The 19,415-nt window shown below is 72.9% G+C and carries 20 protein-coding genes; 10 read left to right on the forward strand and 10 right to left on the reverse strand.

What is annotated here, in order from left to right:
- Positions 1–8: 8 nt before the first annotated feature.
- Both purQ and purS read right to left on the reverse strand, forming a co-directional pair.
- Positions 9–692, reverse strand: a complete 684-nt coding sequence (gene purQ, locus ABUL08_RS22860) for a phosphoribosylformylglycinamidine synthase subunit PurQ (RefSeq protein ID WP_350932014.1) — start codon at positions 690–692, stop codon at positions 9–11.
- Complete coding sequence (gene purS / locus ABUL08_RS22865; protein WP_350932016.1) at positions 689–952, reverse strand: phosphoribosylformylglycinamidine synthase subunit PurS; 264 nt, start codon at positions 950–952, stop codon at positions 689–691. Before purS ends, purQ begins: the two co-directional genes overlap by 4 nt.
- Before the next feature lie 593 nt (positions 953–1,545).
- Between purS and ABUL08_RS22870 the strand changes: the two genes are divergently transcribed.
- Positions 1,546–2,004, forward strand: a complete 459-nt coding sequence (locus ABUL08_RS22870) for a YbjQ family protein (protein ID WP_350932017.1) — start codon at positions 1,546–1,548, stop codon at positions 2,002–2,004.
- A gap of 131 nt (positions 2,005–2,135) precedes the next feature.
- Here the strand turns inward: ABUL08_RS22870 and purB are convergent, their stop codons facing one another.
- Positions 2,136–3,560 carry an adenylosuccinate lyase gene (purB, locus tag ABUL08_RS22875; protein WP_350932018.1) on the reverse strand — a complete coding sequence of 475 codons (1,425 nt, stop codon included), beginning with the start codon at positions 3,558–3,560 and terminating at the stop codon, positions 2,136–2,138.
- A gap of 31 nt (positions 3,561–3,591) precedes the next feature.
- The gene (locus tag ABUL08_RS22880; protein ID WP_350932019.1) at positions 3,592–4,218 is read right to left on the reverse strand and encodes a hypothetical protein; all 627 of its coding nucleotides are present in this window, start codon (positions 4,216–4,218) and stop codon (positions 3,592–3,594) included.
- Positions 4,219–4,321: 103 nt separating this feature from the next.
- On the opposite strand from ABUL08_RS22880, the gene ABUL08_RS22885 reads away from it, so the two are divergent.
- Together ABUL08_RS22885 and ABUL08_RS22890 are read left to right on the forward strand one after the other, a co-directional pair.
- Positions 4,322–4,576: a hypothetical protein gene (locus ABUL08_RS22885; protein ID WP_350932020.1), complete on the forward strand. Its 255-nt coding sequence runs from the start codon at positions 4,322–4,324 to the stop codon at positions 4,574–4,576.
- A complete protein-coding gene (locus tag ABUL08_RS22890; protein ID WP_350932021.1) occupies positions 4,573–4,917 on the forward strand; it encodes a type II toxin-antitoxin system PemK/MazF family toxin in 345 nt (114 codons plus the stop codon). The genes ABUL08_RS22885 and ABUL08_RS22890 overlap by 4 nt, the downstream gene beginning before the upstream one ends.
- A gap of 69 nt (positions 4,918–4,986) precedes the next feature.
- On the opposite strand, the gene ABUL08_RS22895 is transcribed toward ABUL08_RS22890, so the two are convergent.
- The 4 genes from ABUL08_RS22895 to ABUL08_RS22910 all read right to left on the reverse strand — a co-directional run bounded on the left by ABUL08_RS22895 (position 4,987) and on the right by ABUL08_RS22910 (position 8,114).
- Positions 4,987–6,357, reverse strand: a complete 1,371-nt coding sequence (locus ABUL08_RS22895; RefSeq protein WP_350932022.1) for a hypothetical protein — start codon at positions 6,355–6,357, stop codon at positions 4,987–4,989.
- Positions 6,354–6,869 carry a SigE family RNA polymerase sigma factor gene (locus tag ABUL08_RS22900; RefSeq protein WP_350932023.1) on the reverse strand — a complete coding sequence of 172 codons (516 nt, stop codon included), beginning with the start codon at positions 6,867–6,869 and terminating at the stop codon, positions 6,354–6,356. The genes ABUL08_RS22895 and ABUL08_RS22900 overlap by 4 nt, the downstream gene beginning before the upstream one ends.
- A gap of 128 nt (positions 6,870–6,997) precedes the next feature.
- On the reverse strand, positions 6,998–7,249 hold the full coding sequence (locus tag ABUL08_RS22905; RefSeq protein WP_350932025.1) for a hypothetical protein: 252 nt from the start codon (positions 7,247–7,249) through the stop codon (positions 6,998–7,000).
- 25 nt (positions 7,250–7,274) lie between these two features.
- On the reverse strand, positions 7,275–8,114 hold the full coding sequence (locus tag ABUL08_RS22910; protein WP_350932026.1) for a TNT domain-containing protein: 840 nt from the start codon (positions 8,112–8,114) through the stop codon (positions 7,275–7,277).
- A 221-nt stretch (positions 8,115–8,335) separates the two neighbouring features.
- Between ABUL08_RS22910 and ABUL08_RS22915 the strand changes: the two genes are divergently transcribed.
- Complete coding sequence (locus tag ABUL08_RS22915; protein WP_350932027.1) at positions 8,336–10,660, forward strand: right-handed parallel beta-helix repeat-containing protein; 2,325 nt, start codon at positions 8,336–8,338, stop codon at positions 10,658–10,660.
- A 62-nt stretch (positions 10,661–10,722) separates the two neighbouring features.
- Here ABUL08_RS22915 and ABUL08_RS22920 read toward each other — a convergent pair whose 3' ends face one another.
- Entirely contained in the window at positions 10,723–12,015 is a 1,293-nt protein-coding gene (locus tag ABUL08_RS22920; protein WP_350932028.1) for an acetyl-CoA C-acetyltransferase, read from the reverse strand.
- 53 nt (positions 12,016–12,068) lie between these two features.
- Here ABUL08_RS22920 and ABUL08_RS22925 point away from each other — a divergent pair, with 53 nt between their 5' ends.
- From ABUL08_RS22925 to ABUL08_RS22935, 3 genes are all read left to right on the forward strand, one after another.
- Positions 12,069–13,427, forward strand: coding sequence for a 3-oxoacyl-ACP reductase (locus tag ABUL08_RS22925; RefSeq protein ID WP_350932029.1), 1,359 nt, complete (start codon positions 12,069–12,071; stop codon positions 13,425–13,427).
- Positions 13,428–13,693: 266 nt separating this feature from the next.
- The gene (locus ABUL08_RS22930; protein ID WP_350938786.1) at positions 13,694–14,521 is read left to right on the forward strand and encodes a MaoC/PaaZ C-terminal domain-containing protein; all 828 of its coding nucleotides are present in this window, start codon (positions 13,694–13,696) and stop codon (positions 14,519–14,521) included.
- 49 nt (positions 14,522–14,570) lie between these two features.
- Positions 14,571–15,188: a DedA family protein gene (locus ABUL08_RS22935; RefSeq protein WP_350932030.1), complete on the forward strand. Its 618-nt coding sequence runs from the start codon at positions 14,571–14,573 to the stop codon at positions 15,186–15,188.
- 6 nt (positions 15,189–15,194) lie between these two features.
- Here ABUL08_RS22935 and ABUL08_RS22940 read toward each other — a convergent pair whose 3' ends face one another.
- Positions 15,195–15,833 carry a TetR/AcrR family transcriptional regulator gene (locus tag ABUL08_RS22940; protein WP_350932031.1) on the reverse strand — a complete coding sequence of 213 codons (639 nt, stop codon included), beginning with the start codon at positions 15,831–15,833 and terminating at the stop codon, positions 15,195–15,197.
- A gap of 76 nt (positions 15,834–15,909) precedes the next feature.
- On the opposite strand from ABUL08_RS22940, the gene ABUL08_RS22945 reads away from it, so the two are divergent.
- The 3 genes from ABUL08_RS22945 (at position 15,910) to ABUL08_RS22955 (ending at position 19,348) form a co-directional block, all read left to right on the forward strand.
- The gene (locus ABUL08_RS22945) at positions 15,910–16,362 is read left to right on the forward strand and encodes an SCP2 sterol-binding domain-containing protein (RefSeq protein ID WP_350932032.1); all 453 of its coding nucleotides are present in this window, start codon (positions 15,910–15,912) and stop codon (positions 16,360–16,362) included.
- A 1-nt stretch (position 16,363) separates the two neighbouring features.
- A complete protein-coding gene (locus ABUL08_RS22950; RefSeq protein ID WP_350932033.1) occupies positions 16,364–17,578 on the forward strand; it encodes an acyl-CoA dehydrogenase family protein in 1,215 nt (404 codons plus the stop codon).
- Positions 17,579–17,782: 204 nt separating this feature from the next.
- Complete coding sequence (locus ABUL08_RS22955) at positions 17,783–19,348, forward strand: AMP-binding protein (protein WP_350932034.1); 1,566 nt, start codon at positions 17,783–17,785, stop codon at positions 19,346–19,348.
- Positions 19,349–19,415: the final 67 nt, after the last annotated feature.

Here is a 19,415-nt window from a genome sequence, read left to right on the forward strand (position 1 = left end):
ACCGATGCTCACGCCGGCGCCCCCACCAGATGCTTCAGCACCGAGGTGAAGAAGCCGAGACCGTCGAGGGAGGGACCGGTGAGGGCCTCCACCGCGTGCTCGGGATGCGGCATGATGCCGACCACGTTGCCGGCCTGGTTGGTGATCGCGGCGATGTCGCGCTGCGAACCGTTGGGGTTGCCGCCCAGGTAGCGGGCGACCACGCGGCCCTCCGCCTCGAGCTGGTCCAGCGTCGCGGCGTCGGCGACATAGCAGCCCTCGCCGTTCTTGACCGGGACGAGCACCTCCTGGCCCGGCTGGAACGTGTTGGTCCAGGCGGTGCCGGCGGACTCGATGCGCAGGATCTGGTCCCGGTTGCGGAAGTGCAGGTGCTGGTTGCGGGTGAGCGCGCCGGGCAGCAGGTGGGCCTCGCAGAGGATCTGGAAGCCGTTGCAGATGCCGAGGACCGGCAGGCCGCCCCGGGCCGCGTCCACGATCGTCTCCATCACCGGCGCGAACCGGGCGATGGCGCCGCAGCGCAGGTAGTCACCGTAGGAGAAGCCACCGGGGAGGACGACGGCGTCCACCCCGTGCAGCTCCGGGTCGCCGTGCCAGAGCCGGACCGGCTCGGCGCCGGCGATCCGGACGGCCCGGGCCGCGTCGCCGTCGTCGAGCGAGCCGGGGAAGGTGACCACACCGACCCGGGCGGTCACGGGTGCGCGTCCACGGTCTCGTCGGCCTCGACCAGACGGACGGTGAAGTCCTCGATGACCGGGTTGGCGAGCAGCTTGTCGGCGATCTCCCGGGCCCGGTCCAGGTCCGGTTCACCGGTGAACTCGATCTCGATCCGCCTGCCGATCCGGACAGAGGCGACGTCGCTGACGCCGAGCCGGGGCAGCGCGTTTGCGACGGCCTGGCCCTGAGGATCGAGGATCTCGGGCTTGAGCATGACGTCGACGACGACGCGAGGCACTGGGCACTCCTGACTGTGTACGCAGTTGGGTGCCGACCCACAACGGGCGAGCGCAGCCAGCCTACCTGGCAGATACCGCCCCGGACGCACCGGCCGGGCGCGGTTCGGACAGTGATCGACGTAACCGGCCGGGGGTGGCTGCGAGCCGTGTCCCCACGTGCGCGGAACGTGCCGTTACCAGGAAGTACGCGCCTGCGACGGAGGCCGAATCGTTACATCGGCCGTCGTCGCGCTACCGCATGTGGCGGGCCCTTCGGCGGCCCGGCGGCATCGGCGGCGCTCCATGTCCGACCGACCGCACGGGGGCACCCGTCGGAACCTGGGCCAGGGTGAAGGGGTGACCGGATCGACTGCGCCGGCCCCTGCGGAGCGATGGGGCCTTCTGGGGCATCCGGGCGTATCCGGGCAGGCTGGGTCGGCCCGTGCCGAGTGGCCGATGTCCGACACTTCCCCGCCGGCCGGCCCGGTCCGACCCGGAACGGCCGGTCCCGCCCGCACGCGGCCGGTCCGCCCCCGGCGCGCCGTTTTGCAGCATCCGATCAGGTGAACAACGCTCACGAACCGCCCGCCCGCCGGATGACAGCATCGGAACCGTGCTGGTCGTGACGACGGATCAACTGCCCGGCTACGAGATCCGCCAGATCCTCGGCGAAGTGGTGTCCTCGATGGCCAGGACCCGGAACCCCTACCGCGAGGGCGTCAAGAACCTCCGCGGCGGCGCGTACGACCCGATGGCGCCGGACAACCTGACCCGGTGGCGTACCGACTCGGTGGCCCGGCTGGGCGAGGAGGCGGAGCGGCTCGGCGCGAACGCGGTGATCGGGATGCGCTTCGACAGCCGGGACTGCGGCGAGATGTGGATGGAGATCTGCGCGTACGGGACGGCGGTGATCGTCGTACCCAAGATGCCGGACGTCATGCCCGCGGACCAGCCCATGGTCGCCGCCGACACCGCCCACGAGCCGGAGATCACCGGGGCACCCGGCGGTATCGCCGAACCCGCCAGCGCCCCCAACCTCTCCTCCGCCGCCGAAACCCCCACCCGCGACTGACCCACCCACCCGGCCCACCCACCCGCCCGCCCTTGCGCGGTTGATCAAGAGGTTTGCGTCTGGTTGATCTCCGTTTCTGACGCAAACTTCTTGATCAACCCGCTACGGCGGGGGGCCCGGGGGGCGGGGGGTCAGAGGATGGGGGGTGGGGTGTAGGCGGCGGCGTGGGGGTGGCGTTCGGCGATCTTGGTGATGCGGGCGGTGACGTGGTCGACCTGGGTGGCGGCGGCGCCCACGAAGGCGTTGCGGTCGGCGACGAGGGCGTCGATCTCGGCGCGGGAGAGGCCGAGGCGACCGTCCGCCGCGAGGCGGTCGAAGAGGTCGTTCTCCCCGGCGCCCTGCTCCCGCATGGCGAGCGCGACGGCGACCGCGTGCTCCTTGATCACCTCGTGCGCGACCTCCCGGCCGACGCCCCGGCGGACCGCCGCGACCAGGATCTTCGTGGTCGCCAGGAACGGCAGGAAGCGCTCCAGCTCCCGGTTGATCACCGCCGGATACGGGCCGAACTCGTCCAGCACGGTGAGGAAGGTCTGGAACAGCCCGTCGGCGGCGAAGAACGCGTCCGGCAGGGCGACCCGGCGGACCACCGAGCAGGAGACGTCCCCCTCGTTCCACTGGTCACCGGCCAGCTCGCCGACCATCGACAGGTAACCCCGGATGATCACGGCGAAGCCGTTGACCCGCTCCGACGAGCGGGTGTTCATCTTGTGCGGCATCGCGCTGGAGCCCACCTGGCCCGGCTTGAAGCCCTCGGTGACCAGCTCCTGACCGACCATCAGCCGGATCGTGGTGGCCAACGACGACGGGGCGGCGGCCACCTGGGCCAGCGCCGAGAGCACGTCGAAGTCCAGCGACCGCGGATAGACCTGGCCGACGCTGTCCAGCACCCGGGCGAAGCCGAGGTGCCCGGCGACCCGGCGCTCCAGCTCGGCCACCTTCCCGGCGTCCCCGTCGAAGAGGTCGAGCTGGTCGGCCGCGGTGCCCACCGGCCCCTTGATGCCCCGCAGCGGATACCGGTCGATCAGGTCCGTCAGCCGCTCGTACGCGATCAACAGCTCCTCGGCGGCGGAGGCGAACCGCTTGCCCAGGGTGGTGGCCTGCGCGGCGACGTTGTGCGACCGGCCGGTCATCACCACGCCGGAGTACTCGTTGGCGTGCCAGGCCAGCCGGACCAGCGCGGCGACCAGCCGGTCCCGGATCAGCTCCAGCGAGGCGCGGATCTGGAGCTGCTCGACGTTCTCGGTGAGGTCGCGGGAGGTCATCCCCTTGTGCACGTGCTCGTGCCCGGCGAGCGCGCTGAACTCCTCGATCCGGGCCTTCACGTCGTGCCGGGTGACCCGCTCCCGGGCCGCGATGGAGGCCAGGTCGACGTCGTCCACGACCCGCTCGTACGCCTCCACCACCCCGTCCGGCACGCTCACGCCGAGGTCCCGCTGGGCCTTGAGTACGGCCAGCCAGAGCCGGCGCTCCATGCGTACCTTCTCCTCCGGCGACCAGAGAGCGACCAGCTCGGGCGAGGCGTACCGGTTGGCGAGCACGTTGGGGATCGTCGTCACGTACCCCATTCTCCCGCACCGGCGGCACGGCTCACACCGTGGGCACGTCGTGCACGGTCGCGCTCACCACCAGGGTCTTCGTCGCCTTGCCGTGGGCGTTGCGGACGGTCAGCAGGTAGGTGTGCCGCTGGGTGTCGCCGTCCGCCCCCGAGCAGGGGAAGTTCAGGGTCTCGCTGCCGGTGGGCGGGTAGTTGTCGGCGTACACGCCGGCGCCGTCGACGGAGAGGGCGACGGAGTCGACGTTGCCGGTCCTCCACTCGACCACGACCGGCGTCCCGGCGATCGGGGCGGCGCTGGTGCCGGCCGGGCAGGAGGGCTGCTTCGCGACCCGGAACGAGGTGATGACGGGACCGGTGCCGGTGGTCGAGCCCGACTTCCCACCGCTGCTGCCGCTCCCGCCGCCCGTCGAGCCACCGCCGGTCGTACCCGTGCCGGTCGACCCGCCACCGGCGGGCTTCGCGGCCGTCGTCGCCGCGACCGGGTCGGGCGTGTCGAGGGTCAGCGTGCCGGAGCCGGCCGTCGCGTCGCCCGGGGCGCCGGTGACGGCGGTGCTGGCGGTGGACTCCGTGGCGCTCGTGCCCGAGGACCCGCAGCCGGCGACCGCCAGCACGGGGACCAGGGCGAGGACAGGGGTACGGAGCAGGGCACGACCGGCCATCAGGGGGTCCCCTTCGGGTGCGCCGCCGACGGTGGGATCCGGGCGGTCGGGCGTCAGCGTAGGAAGGACCGGCAAGTGTTTACGCGGTCGTATACTTCGCCGTATGACGACGATGATGCGGGTCAGTCCGGAGACCCGCGAGCAGGTGCTCCGGGTCGCCGCCGAGGACTTCGGCGGGGTGAGCGCCGACGAGGCCGTCAAGCGGCTGCTGGAGGAGCACTGGCGGACCAAGGCGGTCGCCGCGATGGACCACTACCGCGCGGTCGACCCGGACGGCTGGGCCGAATACCTCGTCGAGTCCGAGGGGTGGCACGGCGCCGACGCTCCCGTCGGCGACCCGTGGGACGAGCAGGCGTGAGCCGCTTCAAGCCGTGGGAGGTGTGGTGGCTCGACTTCGACCCGGTGGCGGGTCGGGAGCAGGCCGGGCAGCGGCCCGCCCTGGTCGTGTCGTCCCGCTTCCACCTCGATCTGACCGGCGGCGCGCTGGTCAGCGTCCTGCCCCTGACCACCCGGGAACGGCCCGGGTGGCTGCACCGGGTGGCCATCGAGGTGCCGGGGCGACGCACCGGGTGGGCGATCACCGAGCAGGTGCGCACCGTGTCGGCGAGCCGCCTGACCGGGCACGGACCGGTGTACCGACTCCGCCCCGAGCAGGTGGCGGAGGTACGCACCGTCCTTCGCCAGATGATCGACCTCTGACAGCTGACGAGGACGGCCTGAGGCCGAGCCCGGGGCCGAGAACCGGCCGACCCCGGGCACCGACGCCGGTCAGGGCAGGAGCCCGAGCAGGTCAGGATGGGCGGCCAGCGCGGCGAGCTGCTCCGGGCTCAGCGGCGGGACCGGACCATCCCCCGCGTCGAGGATCTCCCGCCAGGCCTTCAGATCCCCGACGGGGGCCGCCGGCGTGGGCGGATAGATCCAGCCCGGTCGGTTGGTGACCCGCGCCTCGACCAGCACTCCGTCCGGGCGCTGCACGAACACGTCATAGGTCACCGCATCGCCGTTCCGGTTCTCCAGCGAGATCAGCCGGTTGCCGTCCGGCCGGGTCGTCGCGGCGCACTGCCCGCTGTGCGGGTGCGCGCCGTGCTCGCTTCGGTCGAGGATGGCGAGGTTGTCGCAGGCGAGGGCGGTGGGCAACCGCTGGATGATGATGTCGCCCTCGCCGCGCAGGCCACCTCGCTCCAGGCCGAACCACATCCCGTATCCAGTCGGCCCCGTCGGGCCGACGGTCGCCTCCCCTCGCACGAACGTGCGCCCGCCCGGCGACACCTCGGCCACCGCCGAGCCGAGCACTCCGTCCGCCAGCGCCGTCGAGTTGCGACGGGTGTACTCGTCGGCCTGCGGATTGACCAGGTTCACGTCCGGGTTCGGCGGCAGCGGGGGGAACACCAGATCGGGTCCGAGCGCCAGGCGGACCAGGAGGTCGGGTGTGGTCACGTCGGGCACGCCGTGCGTCGACAGCGAGACCAGCGTGCCGTCCGGCCGCAGCACCTCGACCTCCCGCCCGTCGAAGGGCTTCGGCGCCCACCGACCGGCCTGGTCGAAGGTGGTCAGCAGGCGTCGCGCGCGGATCCTCGTCCCGTCGGCCCGCTCACTCGACGTGCACTCGCGCGCGGCCGGGCCACGGGTGGGGCAGGGCGGGCGGTTCGCCCAGACCGCCGCGCCGTCCCGGTTGAGCTGGACCATCAGCCGGCCCCCCCGCTGGCCGACCCGGAACGAGAAGACCATCTGACGGTACGTACCCGAGCCGCCCCGTGCCGTCTGTTCGCGGATCACCGGCGTCGGGCTGTCCTTCCCGGTGATCATGGTGATCCAGACCAGCTCGGGCAGTTCTCGGCGCAGCCCGTCGGTCACCGCGTTGCGGACCCGTGCCAGGTCCTCCGGGCTGCCGGCCACGACGGTGTCCGTCGACTTCGGGGTGGGTGAGCGGGTGGTGACCGGGGCGGGCGCGGCCTTCGGCGTACCGAAGAGGGAGCCGGTGCCGAGGAGCACCGCGACGACGGCCGCGGCGACCGCGGTGGTCCCCGCGCCGATCCGCAGCCGGCGGGCCCGCCGCTGCCGGCCGATCACCCGGTCGACGTCCACCGTGGAGACGGGGGACTCGCCGATGACCTCGTCGAACAACTGCTGGTACGTCACGACAGCTCCCCCCGGGTCGCCGGCGCGCCGGTCATCAGCAGCCGCAGCGCCTCCAGTCCCCGCGCCGCCTGGCTCTTCACGGTGCCAGTGCTGATGCCGAGCACACCGGCGGTCTCCTCGACCGACAGGTCGCAGTAGAAGCGCAGCACGATCACCGCCCGCCGACGCGGCGGGAGCTGGCCGAGCAGGTCCAGCAGCAGTTTCCGGTCGGCCAGCGTCGGCTCCGGCATGACCAGGTCGGTCTGCTCGGGCAGCTCGTCGGTGCTCCGCTCGCGCCGCCACGGCCGCCGCCGCTCGTCCAGCCAGGCGTGGGTCAGCACACCCCGGACGTACGCGTCGATGTTCTCCGCCGCGCGGACCCGCCGCCAGTGCCGGTAGAGCTTGCCGATGGTGATGGAGACCAGGTCGTCGGCGGTGTGCCAGTCCCGGCAGAGCAGGTACGCGGTGCGGCGCAACGGCTCCAGTCGGGCGGCGACGAACTGCCGGTACTCGTCCTCGTCGGCCCGGTTCACGAACCGGGGCCTGTCGTTCGCCTCATGCCCAGGTGACGGAGGAGCGCACCGCCGGGGTTGCCCGTCACGGCACAGATCCTGGCAGGACCCCGCCGGGTCCTGCCAGGAGCTGCCTGTCGTCGGGTCGTTCAGGCCGGCGCGGGCCGGCCGGTCAGGGCGGTCCAGAGGGCCGCGCAGGCGGCCTCCTCGGTGTCGAAGGTTCCCCGGACGTCGTAGACGCCGCGCTCGTAGGCGCCGATCTCCCAGCCGCCGGCGGGCGAGTGGCGGAGGAACCAGAAGTCGGGCGGGACCGGTACGTGCTCGTGCACGTCCTCCAGTTCGAAGGCGTCCGGCGACAGTCCCGTCGCCAGCAGGGCTGCCCGCACCTGGTGCCGGTCCATCCTCGACCTCCCGTCAGGGGCCCGGTCAGCAGACGTACCCGGGCACCGGCGTGCTCGACTGCCGGGGCACGCTGGTGGTGGTGCAGACGCCGTCCAGGTATTCCTCGGTGAGGAACTGGTGGTCGAGGAGCCACTGCACGCTCACCGCGCCGCCCGCCTGCGGCAGGTACGCCGCGTTGAGCTGGAACTGGGTACCCAGACCGGTCTGGGCGAACCACGGCGCGATCGGGCCGGAGTCCACGTCGAACGGCTTCAGGACGCAGTAGGTGTGGTAGTTCGCCAGCGGCGCGTTGGCCGGCGTGTTCAGGCTCTGCGGTGCCAGCGAGCGGGCGCTGAACGGGGTGCCGAGCGGGGCCAGGAAGGCGCCGCCGGGGAAGCCGAAGCGGTCGAGGCGGTAGCCGGGGAGCATGGTCTGCCGGGTCTTCACCTGCTCGCCGTGCGGGCCGAGCACGAAGCCGTTCCCGGGCGGGAAGATCAGCTTGTTGGGCGTGGTCTGGGTGGTGTAGTTCTGCACCCACTCGACCTGGCTCTGCGCGCCGAACCGCTGGTATCCGGCGAGCAGCGGGCCGACCGGCGAGGCGGTGGGGAGCTGCGCCGGCCCGAAGAGCGGGTCGCCGGCATAGAAGTCGGTGGTCTGCGGGGCGTTCGGCGGGGTGCCGGGGACGCAGAGGCTCCCGCCGGGCGAGGGCTGCGGCGGCCGGCTCTGCGAGGCGCCCTGCCGGTCGGGGTCGAGATCACCGGAGCCGCCACCGGTGAGGGTGGCGGCCCGGACGGCCGCGGTCGGGGCCGCCGACTGGGCGGCGCCGGGCACCAGGATCAGGGCCGCGCCGGAGACGACGGCCAGCAACCAACGTCGAGTTCTCACCAAGAACCTCCCGAATGAGGACAAACAGTGCCTTCATCGTTCGGGGCTCTCGATGTGAATGTGAGCGTTTGTACGTTTCATTACCTGATCGGGGGTATCGACCAGATGAGCGGGCCCCGTCCCTGATGTCGCTCGGGGTCGCGGGCACCCCGGCAGCGCGGGATCATCACCCGATCTGACTTCGGCCGAGCCGAATCTTCCTCCTCCGTTCGAGGACACACATGCGCAAACCTCTGCTCGCCGGCCTGACCGCTGTGGCGGTCACCGGCGGCACCCTCCTGTCCGTCGCACCGGCCATGGCCGCCGACCCGGCCGTCCTCTACGTCCGGCAGTTCTCGGCCGCCTGCGCGAACACCGGGCCGGGCACCCTGGCACAGCCGTTCTGCGCGATCGGGCCGGCAGCCGCCGCGGTCACCGCCGGCCAGACGGTCGACGTGGGCCCCGGGACCTACCGGGAACGGGTGACCATCGCCAGCTCCGGCACCCCGGATCAGCCGATCGTGTTCCGCGGCTCCTCGTCGACCGCAGTCCTGGCCGGACCGACCGCCGGGATCACCGTCGCCGGCCAGCACGACATCAGCATCCAGCGGTTCCAGGTCGTCGCGGCACTGGACGCGCCCGCGCTCGACCTCCGTGACGCGTCCGGCATCACCGTCGAGGGCGGCGGTTTCGGGGTCGCCGACGGAGCGCCCGTACCCGCCGTGCGGCTGGTCGGCGTCACCCGGTCGTCCCTGACCCGCGGCTACGTCAGCGGGCGGCCACTCCTGGCCGGAGTGACCCTGGACGCCGCCACCACCGGGGTGAAGATCAGCGCGATGACGGTGACGGCGAGCCTGCCGGACGATGCCGACCACGGCGTCGGCATTCGCGTCGAGGGCGACGGCAACACGATCGTCGGGAACGACATCGACCACTTCACCGACGCGGCCATCGCGGTCGAGTCCGGCGCGGCCGACACCGTGGTGGCCAACAACCAGATCGCCGGCGGCCAGGGCTACGGCATCCACAACCACGGCGGCAGCGGCACGGCGATCACCAACAACACGGTGACCGACCGGTGCCTCGACGGCATCCGGGTCGACGGGACCTCCACCGGGGTCTCGGTGCAGAACAACCTCCTCACCTACGGCAGTCCGCTCGGCACCGATTACTGCACCGACACCGTGCGGCACGGAGTCCTGCTGGGCGTCCATGACGAGGCCGTCCGGGACACCGTGGTCGACTACAACACCGCCGACCACTACCGCTCGGGCTATCCCACGCCCTACGCGTGGAACGGCACCCCGCTGAGTCTGGCGGGCTTCCGGGCCGCGTCCGGTCAGGCCGCCCACGACCTGGAGACCGGGGACCCGAGGGCCAACTACGACTCGGCGAACTCGGCCGCCCCCGGTTACCCGGCCACCGACCGGGTGGGTAAGGCCCGCGTCGACGACCCGGCGGTGCCGGACACCGGTGCCGGACCGGTGACGTACGCCGACCGGGGTGCCCTGGAGACCATTCGGGGGCCGGAAGCCCGGATCGCCCTGGCCCTGGACCTCGGCGCGGGCGCGGTGACGGCCGACGCCACCTCCTCCAGGTCGGGTGTCGCGCCGATCGCCTCCTACCAGTTCGACTGGGGCGACGGGACCAGCACGACCCAGGCGACGCCGGTCGCCACCCACCGGTACGCCACCCGCGGCACCTTCATCGTCTATCTGCGCGTGACCGGGACCGACGGTCGGAACGACGCCGTCTCGCAGCAGGCGAGCGTGCTGCCGCGTACCGGCACCGTGGGCCTGCTCACCCTCTCCGGACTCCAGTACGTGGGTGCGCTGACCGCCCCCTGGCCGGGGCTGAGCGGGAACCGTCCGGCGCTGGACGCGACCGGCCAGTTCGACGTCGTGGACGCCGGCAGCGGGCGGATCGCGCTCTACTGGCGCGCCCAGGGGCAGTACCTCGCCGCCGCGGCCGGCGATGTCACGGTGGTGACGGCAGGGGGCACCGCGGTGACGGACAGTCAACGGTTCACCCAGGTCCGCAACGCCGACGGCACGATCAGCCTCAAGGCGGTCCTCACCGGCCGGTACGTAACTGCGCCGGCGAACGTCACCACCGCGCTGATCGCCAACGCCACCACGATCGGCACCGACCAGAAGTTCTACCGGGTCACCGTCACCGACACGGATCGTTCGCTGAAGGCCGGCGCGAACAGCCGGTACGTCACCGCCGACAGCGGCGGCGCCCGCCCACTGATCGCGAGCCGGACCAGCGTGGGCCCGTGGGAGCGGTTCGACCTGGTCGACCTCGGCAACGGGCAGATCGGCGTCTTCGCCCGCGCGGACAACCGTTTCGTCAGCGCCGACGGCGCCGGCACGAAGCCGTTGATCGCCAACCGGACGTCGGTCGGTGCCTGGGAGAAGTTCACCCTGGTCCGCAACAGTGGCGGCACGGTGTCCCTGAAGGCCGCCGTGAACGGCCGCTACGTCACGGCGGAGAGCGGTGGCGCGCGGCCACTGATCGCCAACCGCGCCACCATCGGCGCGTGGGAGAAGTTCACCCTCGGCTGAGCCCGCCCGGGCGTACCCCCGACGCCCGCCCGGGATCATCCCCGGGCGGGCGTCGGCGTGTCTCAGCGCTCCAGGATCGCCGTGACGCCCTGGCCGCCGGCGGCGCAGATGGAGATCAGGCCCCGCCCGCTCCCCTTCTCGGCGAGCAGCTTGGCCAGGGTGGCGACGATCCGCCCGCCGGTGGCCGCGAAGGGGTGCCCGGCGGCCAGCGAGGAGCCGTTGACGTTGAGCTTGTCGCGGTCGATCGACCCGAGCGGCGCGTCCAGCCCCAGCCGGTCGGAGCAGAACTCCGGCGACTCCCAGGCGGCCAGGGTGGCCAGCACCTGCGAGGCGAACGCCTCGTGGATCTCGTAGTAGTCGAAGTCCTGGAGGGTCAGCCCGGCCCGGGCCAGCATCCGGGGCACCGCGTACGCGGGGGCCATCAGCAGCCCTTCGTCGCCGTGCACGAAGTCGACGGCGGCGGTCTCCGACCAGCTGAACCAGGCCAGCACCGGCAGGCTGTGCGCGCGCGCCCACTCCTCGGAGGCCAGCAGCACCGTGGAGGCGCCGTCGGTCAGCGGCGAGGAGTTGCCGGCGGTCATGGTGGCCTGCTCGGCGTCCGCGCCCCGGGTGCCGAAGACCGGCTTGAGCGAGCCGAGCTTCTCCGCCGTGGTGTCCGGGCGCAGGTTCTGGTCGCGGGTCAGCCCCAGGTAGGGGGTCATCAAGTCGTCGAAGAACCCCTTCTCGTACGCGGCGGCGAGGCGCTGGTGCGAGCGGAGCGCCAGCTCGTCCTGGGCCTGTCGGTCGATGTTCCAGCGTCTCGCCGTGCGGGCCGCGTGCTCCCCCATCGACAGCCCGGTACGCGGCTCGGCGTTGCGCGGGATCTCCGGCCGGAACGGCTGGTGCGGGCGGAGCTTCGCGGCGACCTTCAGCCGCTCACCGAGCGTACGGGCGGAGTTGAGCTGGAGGAGTGTGCGGCGCAGGTCCTCGTTGATCGCCAGTGGCGCGTCGGAGGTGGTGTCCACGCCACCGGCGATGCCGACGTCGAGCTGACCGAGGGCGATCTTGTTGGCGACCAGGATCGCCGCCTCCAGCCCGGTGCCGCAGGCCTGCTGGATGTCGTACGCGGGGGTGTGCGGGTCGAGCCGGGAGCCGAGCACCACCTCACGGGTCAGGTTGAAGTCCCGGGAGTGCTTGAGCACCGCGCCCGCGACCACTTCACCGACCCGCTGACCGGCCAGCCCGAAGCGGGCCACCAACCCGTCCAGGGCCGCGCCGAGCAGGTCCGCGTTGGACGCGCTCGCATAGCGGGAGTTGGACCGGGCGAAGGGGATGCGGTTGCCCCCGATGACCGCGACCCGCCGGACACTCTGCACGATCGGCCTCCTCCAAGCTGTCGCCGAACCCTACTGGCCAGTAGGCTACGCCCATGAGCGACAGGTACGCGAGCTTCGTCCAGACGGGGGCCGGTCGCGCGCTGGTCAAGCGCCTCGGCCTGCCCGACCCGCCCCGACTGCGCCGGCACACGCCGGGCGACCCGCTCGTCCCCGGGCCGGTCCTGCTCGGCGCCGCGGAGGGCAGCCGGCTCACCGAGCAGGTCACCAAGCTGCTGACCTTCGCCGGGGTCGAGCTGCGCGATCCGGTCGCGGCCACCGACGCCCCGGCACGCTACGCCGCCCTGGTGTACGACGCCACCGGCATCACCGACTCCACCGAGCTGCGGCAGCTCTACGACTTCTTCCACCCGCAGGCCCGGGCCGTGCTGCCCAGCGGCCGGGTGATCGTGCTGGGCACCCCGCCCGCCGAGTGCGGCACCCCCCGCGAGGCCACCGCGCAGCGCGCCCTGGAGGGGCTGACCCGCAGCATCGGCAAGGAGTTCGGCCGGGGCGTCACCGCCCAACTGGTGTACGTCACGAAGGACGCCGACACCGACACCCTGACCGGCCTGGAGTCGACCCTGCGTTTCCTGTTGTCCGGGCGCTCCGCGTACGTCTCGGGGCAGGTCGTCCGGGTCGGTGCCGGCACCGCCCGGCCGCCGGCCGACTGGGACCGACCGCTCGACGGCCAGATCGTGCTGGTCACCGGGGCGGCCCGCGGCATCGGCGCGGCACTGGCCCGGGTGCTCGCCCGCGACGGCGCGCACGTCGTCGCCCTGGACATCCCCGCGGCCGGCGACGAGCTGGCCGCCGTGGCCAACGAGATCGGCGGCACCGCCGTCCAGCTCGACCTGACCGCCCCGGACGCCCCCGACCGGCTGGCGAAGCACCTCGCCGACCGGCACGGCCGGGTCGACGTGGTGGTGCACAACGCCGGCATCACCCGGGACAAGACCCTCGGCCGGATGGACGCCGACCGGTGGGACTCCGTCATCGACGTCAACCTCTCCAGTCAGGAGCGGATCAACGACGTGCTGCTGGCGCGGGACCTGATCCCGGCCGGCGGTCGGATCGTCGCGGTCTCCTCGATCGCCGGGATCGCCGGCAACCGGGGCCAGACCAACTACGCCACCAGCAAGGCCGGCGTGATCGGGCTGGTCGACTCGCTGGCGCCGGTGCTGCGCGAGCGGGGCGTCAGCGTCAACGCGGTCGCGCCCGGCTTCATCGAGACCCGGCTGACCGCGCGGATCCCGCTGATGCTCCGCGAGGCGGGCCGCCGGATGAACAGCCTCGCCCAGGGCGGCCTGCCGGTGGACGTGGCCGAGACGATCGGCTGGCTGGCCTGGCCGGCCAGCGGCGCGGTCAGCGGCAACGTGGTCCGGGTCTGCGGCCAGAGCCTGTTGGGGGCGTGATGGCGAAGCGGAAGCAGGAGCGTACGCCGCACGAGGAACTGTCGGTGCACGAGCTGATCGACGGCCCGACCCAGGACCTGTCGAGCCTCGTGGTCACCCCCGACGCGGTCGGCGAGCTGGCCACCCACGACCTCAGCCGGTACGCCACCGGGGAGCTGTCGACGGACGGCGACGACGCCACCCGGGACCTCTCCGCACTCGACGTGACCGGGGGCGGGAGCGCGTCGCCGGAGCCCGCCGGCCGGACCGTGGTCGAGCTGCCCCGGATGCCGGCGGCCGGCGCGCTCTACCGCCGGGCCCTGCTCGGCGCGCTGCCAGGCGTGGGGGGTCGACGGGGCGACACCGTCCCCGCCCTGGAGCTGCGCGTCGGCGGTGTCACCGTCGACCGGGCGCACCTGGCCGACTACGACCGGGTCTGCGGGTTCCGGCTGACCGACCGGCTGCCGGGGACGTACCCGCACGTGCTGGGATTTCCGCTGTCGCTGCGGCTGATGACCGCGCCGGGGTTCCCGATCCCGCTGACCGGGGTGGTGCACGTCGCCAACCGGATCACCGTGCACCGGCCGGTCGAGGCCGGCGAGACGCTGGCCTTCCGGACGTACGCGGAGAACCTGCTCCCGCACGACCGGGGGCGGCAGCTCGACGTGGTGCTCGTCGGGTCCGTCGACGGGGAGGAGGTCTGGCGCGGCGTCTCGACGTACCTCGGGAAGGAGCGCACGCCCGGCGACGGTGCCCGGCGCGACCGGGGCGACCGGCCGACGCCGCCGGCCGCCTCCGCGCACTGGCGGCTCACCCCCCGGGTCGGTACGGACTACGCCCGGGTCTCCGGCGACCACAACCCGATCCACACCTCCCGGCTGGGGGCGCGGCTGTTCGGCTTCCCCCGACCGATCGCGCACGGGATGTGGAGCAAGGCCCGCTGCCTGGCCGCCCTGGAGAACCGGCTGCCGGAGGCGTGGACGGTCGACGTGGCGTTCAAGCTGCCCGTGCCGCTGCCCTCGACGGTCGCCTTCAGCGCCACCCCGGCCTGGGACTTCGCCCTGCACGACCCGCGCACCGCCCGCCCCCACCTGGCGGGCACCCTGCGGGTGTAAGGAGGAGGCAGCACCCTCTTTCGGCACCTGCGCCGTCGAGCATGGGGGCATGGAGTCCGTGCTCGACCTGCTGCACCAGACGGTCACCTCGCCGTGGGCGTACCTGGTGATCTTCGCGGTCACGGCGGTCGACGCGATCTTCCCGGCGGTGCCCGGCGAGACGGTGGTGATCACCGCGGCGGTCTTCGCGGCCGGCGGCGAGCCGAACCTGGTGGCGGTGATCGTGGTCGCCGCGCTCGGGGCGCTCGCGGGGGATCACGCCTCCTACGGCATCGGCCGGCGCGGCGGGGCGCACCGGCTGGCCCGGCTGCCCGCCGACAGCCGCCGCCGCAACGGCTCCGAGTGGGCCCGCCGGGCCGTGGACCGGCGCGGTGGACTGATCCTCACCACCGCCCGGTACGTCCCCGGCGGGCGCACCGCGGTCACCCTGACCATGGGCGCGGTCGGCTATCCGCTGCGCTGCTTCCTGCTGTACGACGCGCTCGCCGCCGGCAGTTGGGCGCTCTACTGCGGGTTGCTCGGCTATTTCGGCGGTCTCGCCTTCGAGCGTGATCCGGTCCGGGGCCTGCTGGTCGGCGTCGGCCTCTCGGTGGCCGTCACCGGGCTGCTGGAGGGCGCCCGCTGGGCCCGCCGCCGCGCCCACGCCCGGGCCGCCGCCCGCCGCTGACCCGGCTCAGTCCCGCCCGGGCCGCCAGGTGACGCCGTGCAGGAGTTGACCGGCACCGAGCCAGGCGACGTTCATCATCCGGGTGGCGGTCTTCTCCGGGTCGGCCTCGGGATGGTCGGCGAGCCAGTCCGCGAGCGACTCGGTCGCCCCGACCAGCGCGTACGCCACCACCTCCAGGTCGGTGGCGCCGGCCTCGCGCCCCTCGGCGCGCAGCGCGTGGTCGAGCATCCCGGCGACCACCTCGACCAGCCGGCCGCGCATGGTGGCCAGTTCCCCGGCGAAGGGCTGCTCGCCCCGGGCCTGGCGGTAGAGCACCGCCCAGCCGTCCCGGTGCGCGCCGACGAAGCCGAAGAAGGCGCGCAGCCCGCGCCAGAGCCGCTCGTCGGCCGGCAGGTCCGGGGCGGCGGCGCCGGCGATCGCCTCCATCATCCGGGTGCCCTCGCGGTGCAGGCAGGCGACGAAGAGTTCCTCCTTCGTCCCGAGGTACGCGTAGACCATGGGTTTGGAGATGCCGGCGTCGTCGGCGATCTCGTCCATGCTGGCGGCGTGGAAGCCCCGGCGGGAGAAGACCTTGACGGCCGCGTCGAGCATCTGCTGCTCGCGTACGGCCCGGGGCAGACGCTTGAAGGTGGGTGTGCTGGACACCCTTGCGAGCATACCTACTCGTGCGTAAGGTTACGCCGGAGTAGCCAAAGTTGGACCGCCCGAGAGGTGCATCTCCATGACTGACTTCGACCCCGCCAACTTCGCCAACCTCGGCCCCAAGGAGTTCGCGCAGCTGGTCAAGTCCACCCCCGATGACAAGATCGCCGAGGTGATGTCCGGCGACCTGCGCGGCAAGATCCTCAGCGAGGTCTTCACCCGGATGCCCTCGCTGTTCCGGGCCGACCGCGCCGGCACCACCAACGCCGTCATCCACTGGAACATCACCGGTCGTCCCGACGGCGGCACCGACACCTACGAGATCGTCATCGAGAACGGCACCTGCACCGTCAACGAGGGCGCGACCCGCGACCCGAAGCTGAGCCTCACCATGGGCCCGGTGGAGTTCCTGAAGATCGTCTCCGGTGGCGCCAACCCGGTGATGATGTTCATGACCGGCAAGCTGAAGGCCAAGGGCGACCTGGGCCTCGCCGCCAACATCGCGAACCTGTTCGACATCCCCAAGTCCTGACATGGCCGAGTTCTCGCTCGACCTGAACGAGGAACAGCGGGATCTGCGCGACTGGGTGCACGGCTTCGCCGCCGAGGTCGTGCGCCCGGCCGCGGCCGAGTGGGACGCCCGGGAGGAGACTCCCTGGCCGATCATCCAGGAAGCGGCGAAGGTCGGCCTCTACGGCTTCGAGTTCCTCGCCACCTGCTGGGCCGACCCCACCGGCCTCTCCCTCCCGATCGCCAGCGAAGAGCTCTTCTGGGGCGACGCCGGCATCGGGCTGGGCATCTTCGGCACCTCCCTCGCCGTCGCCGCCATCTACGGCGCCGGCACCCCCGACCAGCTCGTCGAGTGGGTGCCGCAGTGCTTCGGCACGGTCGACGAGCCGGCCGTCGCGGCGTTCTGCACCACCGAGCCGGAGGCCGGCTCCGACGTCGGGGCGATGCGCACCCGCGCCACCTACGACGAGGCCACCGACGAGTGGGTGCTGCGCGGCCAGAAGGCGTACGCCACCAACGGCGGGATCGCCGGCGTGCACGTGGTGACCGCCTCGGTCGAGCCCGAGCTGGGCTCGCGGGGGCAGGCCGCGTTCGTCGTACCGCCGGGGACGCCGGGGCTCCACGCGACCCGCAAGCTGCGCAAGCTCGGGCTGCGCGCGTCGCACACCGCCGACGTCTTCCTCGACGACGTACGGGTGCCCGGGCGCTGCCTGCTCGGCGGCAAGGAAGCACTGGACGAGCGGTTGGCGCGGGCCCGCTCCGGGCAGCGGGCCTCCGGCCAGGCGGCGATGCGGACCTTCGAACTGTCCCGGCCGACCGTCGGCGCACAGGCCCTCGGCGTGGCCCGCGCGGCCTACGAGTACGCCCTGGACTACGCGAAGGAGCGGGTCCAGTTCGGCCGGCCGATCATCGAGAACCAGGCGGTCGCGTTCGCCCTGGCGGACATGAGGATGGAGATCGACGCGGCCCGGCTGCTGGTCTGGCGGGCCTCCTGGATGGGGCGCAACAACCGCCCCTTCACCGCCGGCGAGGGCTCGATGTCCAAGCTCAAGGCCGGCGAGGTGGCCGTCTCCGTCACCGACCGGGCGGTGCAGCTGCTCGGCGGCGCGGGTTTCCTCCGCGACCACCCGGTCGAGCGCTGGTACCGGGACGCGAAGATCTACACCATCTTCGAGGGCACCTCCGAGATCCAGCGACTGGTCATCTCCCGCGCCATCTCCGGGATGCAGATCCGCTGACCGCGACCCACGGGTGACGCCGCCGAACCGGGCGGCGTCACCCTCCGTCCCGACCAGGACGACCGATGATGTACGGCGAGTGAGCTGCGACAACGCCGACTGGGCCGGCAGCCGCCGCGGGTGCATGATCGTGAGACACGCTCGCGTGACAGGGCTCCCCCGAGGGCCCTTCCGGGTTCGGTTCGCAAGAAGGAGGGCCGCGGCTTGGACCTGCCGTTCGTCGTCGCCACGCTGACCCGTCGCGGCCTGCTCACCCCGGGCCGACCGATCCGGGTCGCCTCCCAGCTCGGCGCGCTGCGCAAGTGGGGCTGGAGCCTCGCCGGTGAGCTGCGCCAGGCCGCCGCCCGCGACCCCGGCCGGACCGCCGTCATCGACGAGCAGGGCGTCGGACTGACCTATCAGGAGCTGCTGGACCGGGCCGAACGCCTGGCCCGGTCGATGCGGGCCGGGCTCGGCGTGCAGAGCGGGGACCGGGTCGGCGTGCTCTGCCGCAACCACCACGGGCTGATCGAGGCGGTCGTCGCGGCGATGCTGCTCGGCGCGGACGCCGTCCTGGTCAACACCGGCCTCTCCGCCGCGCAGCTCGCCACCGTCGCCGAGGAACAGTCGCTGCGGGTGCTGGTGCACGACGCCGAGTTCGCCGAACGGGTGCTCGGCCTCCCCGCCGACGTGCAGCGGGTCGACGAGCGGGTCCACGAGGAGCTGATCGCCGGGGCGCTCCCTGGTGACCAGCTCAAGCCGCCGGAGCGGGACGGCCGGACCATCGTGCTCACCTCCGGCACGACCGGCACGCCGAAGGGCGCCCGCCGCCCCACCCCGCACAGCTTCGGTCCGCTCGTCTCGATCATCGACCGGATCCCGCTGCACGCCCGGGACCTCGTGATGATCGCCGCCCCGCTCTTCCACACCTGGGGGTACGCGGCCCTCCAGGTGGCCTTCGCGCTGCGCGCCACGATCGTGCTGCACCGCCGTTTCGACCCGGCCGCCACGGTGGCCGCGCTGGCCGCCCAGCCGTGCGACGCGCTCTTCGCCGTACCGGTGATGCTGCAACGGCTGCTGGAGGTGCCGCCGCCCACGCCCCGGCCGCCGCTGAAGGTGGTCGCGGTCAGCGGCTCCGCGCTGCCGGGCGGGCTGGCCCCGCGGTTCATGGACGTCTACGGCGACGTCCTCTACAACCTCTACGGCTCGACCGAGGTCTCCTGGGCGTCCATCGCCGGGCCGGCGGAGCTGCGGGCGGCGCCCACCACGGCCGGCCGGCCACCGCACGGCACCCGGCTGCGGATCCTCGACGACACCGGCCAGCCGGTCCCCGAGGGACGGGTCGGGCGGATCTTCGTGGGCAACGAGATGCTCTTCGAGGGGTACACCTCGGGGGATCGGCGGGAGACCCACGACGGCCTGCTGGACACCGGCGACCTGGGCCGGGTCAACGCCGACGGCCTGCTCTTCGTGGACGGCCGGGCCGACGACATGATCGTCTCCGGCGGCGAGAACGTCTTCCCCTCGGAGGTGGAGGACCTGCTCACCCGCCTGCCGCAGGTCCGCGAGGCCGCGGTGATCGGGGTCCCCGACCCGGAGTACGGCCAGCGGCTCGCCGCCTTCCTCGGCCTGCACCCGGGTGAGACACTCGACCCGGAGGCGGTCCGCGAGTACGTCCGGCACTACCTGGCCCGCTTCTCCGTGCCACGCGACGTGATCTTCGTGAAGTACCTGCCGCGCAACGCCACCGGCAAGGTGCTCAGCCGGGAACTGCGCCGCTACTACGGCTGATCGGTCGAGCCCACTGGGGACGGACGGCCCACCCGGGCCGGTGGTACGTTTCCCTCGCGCCGGTTCC

Source organism: Micromonospora sp. CCTCC AA 2012012 (genome assembly GCF_040499845.1).
Classification (GTDB): Bacteria; Actinomycetota; Actinomycetes; order Mycobacteriales; family Micromonosporaceae; genus Micromonospora; species Micromonospora mangrovi.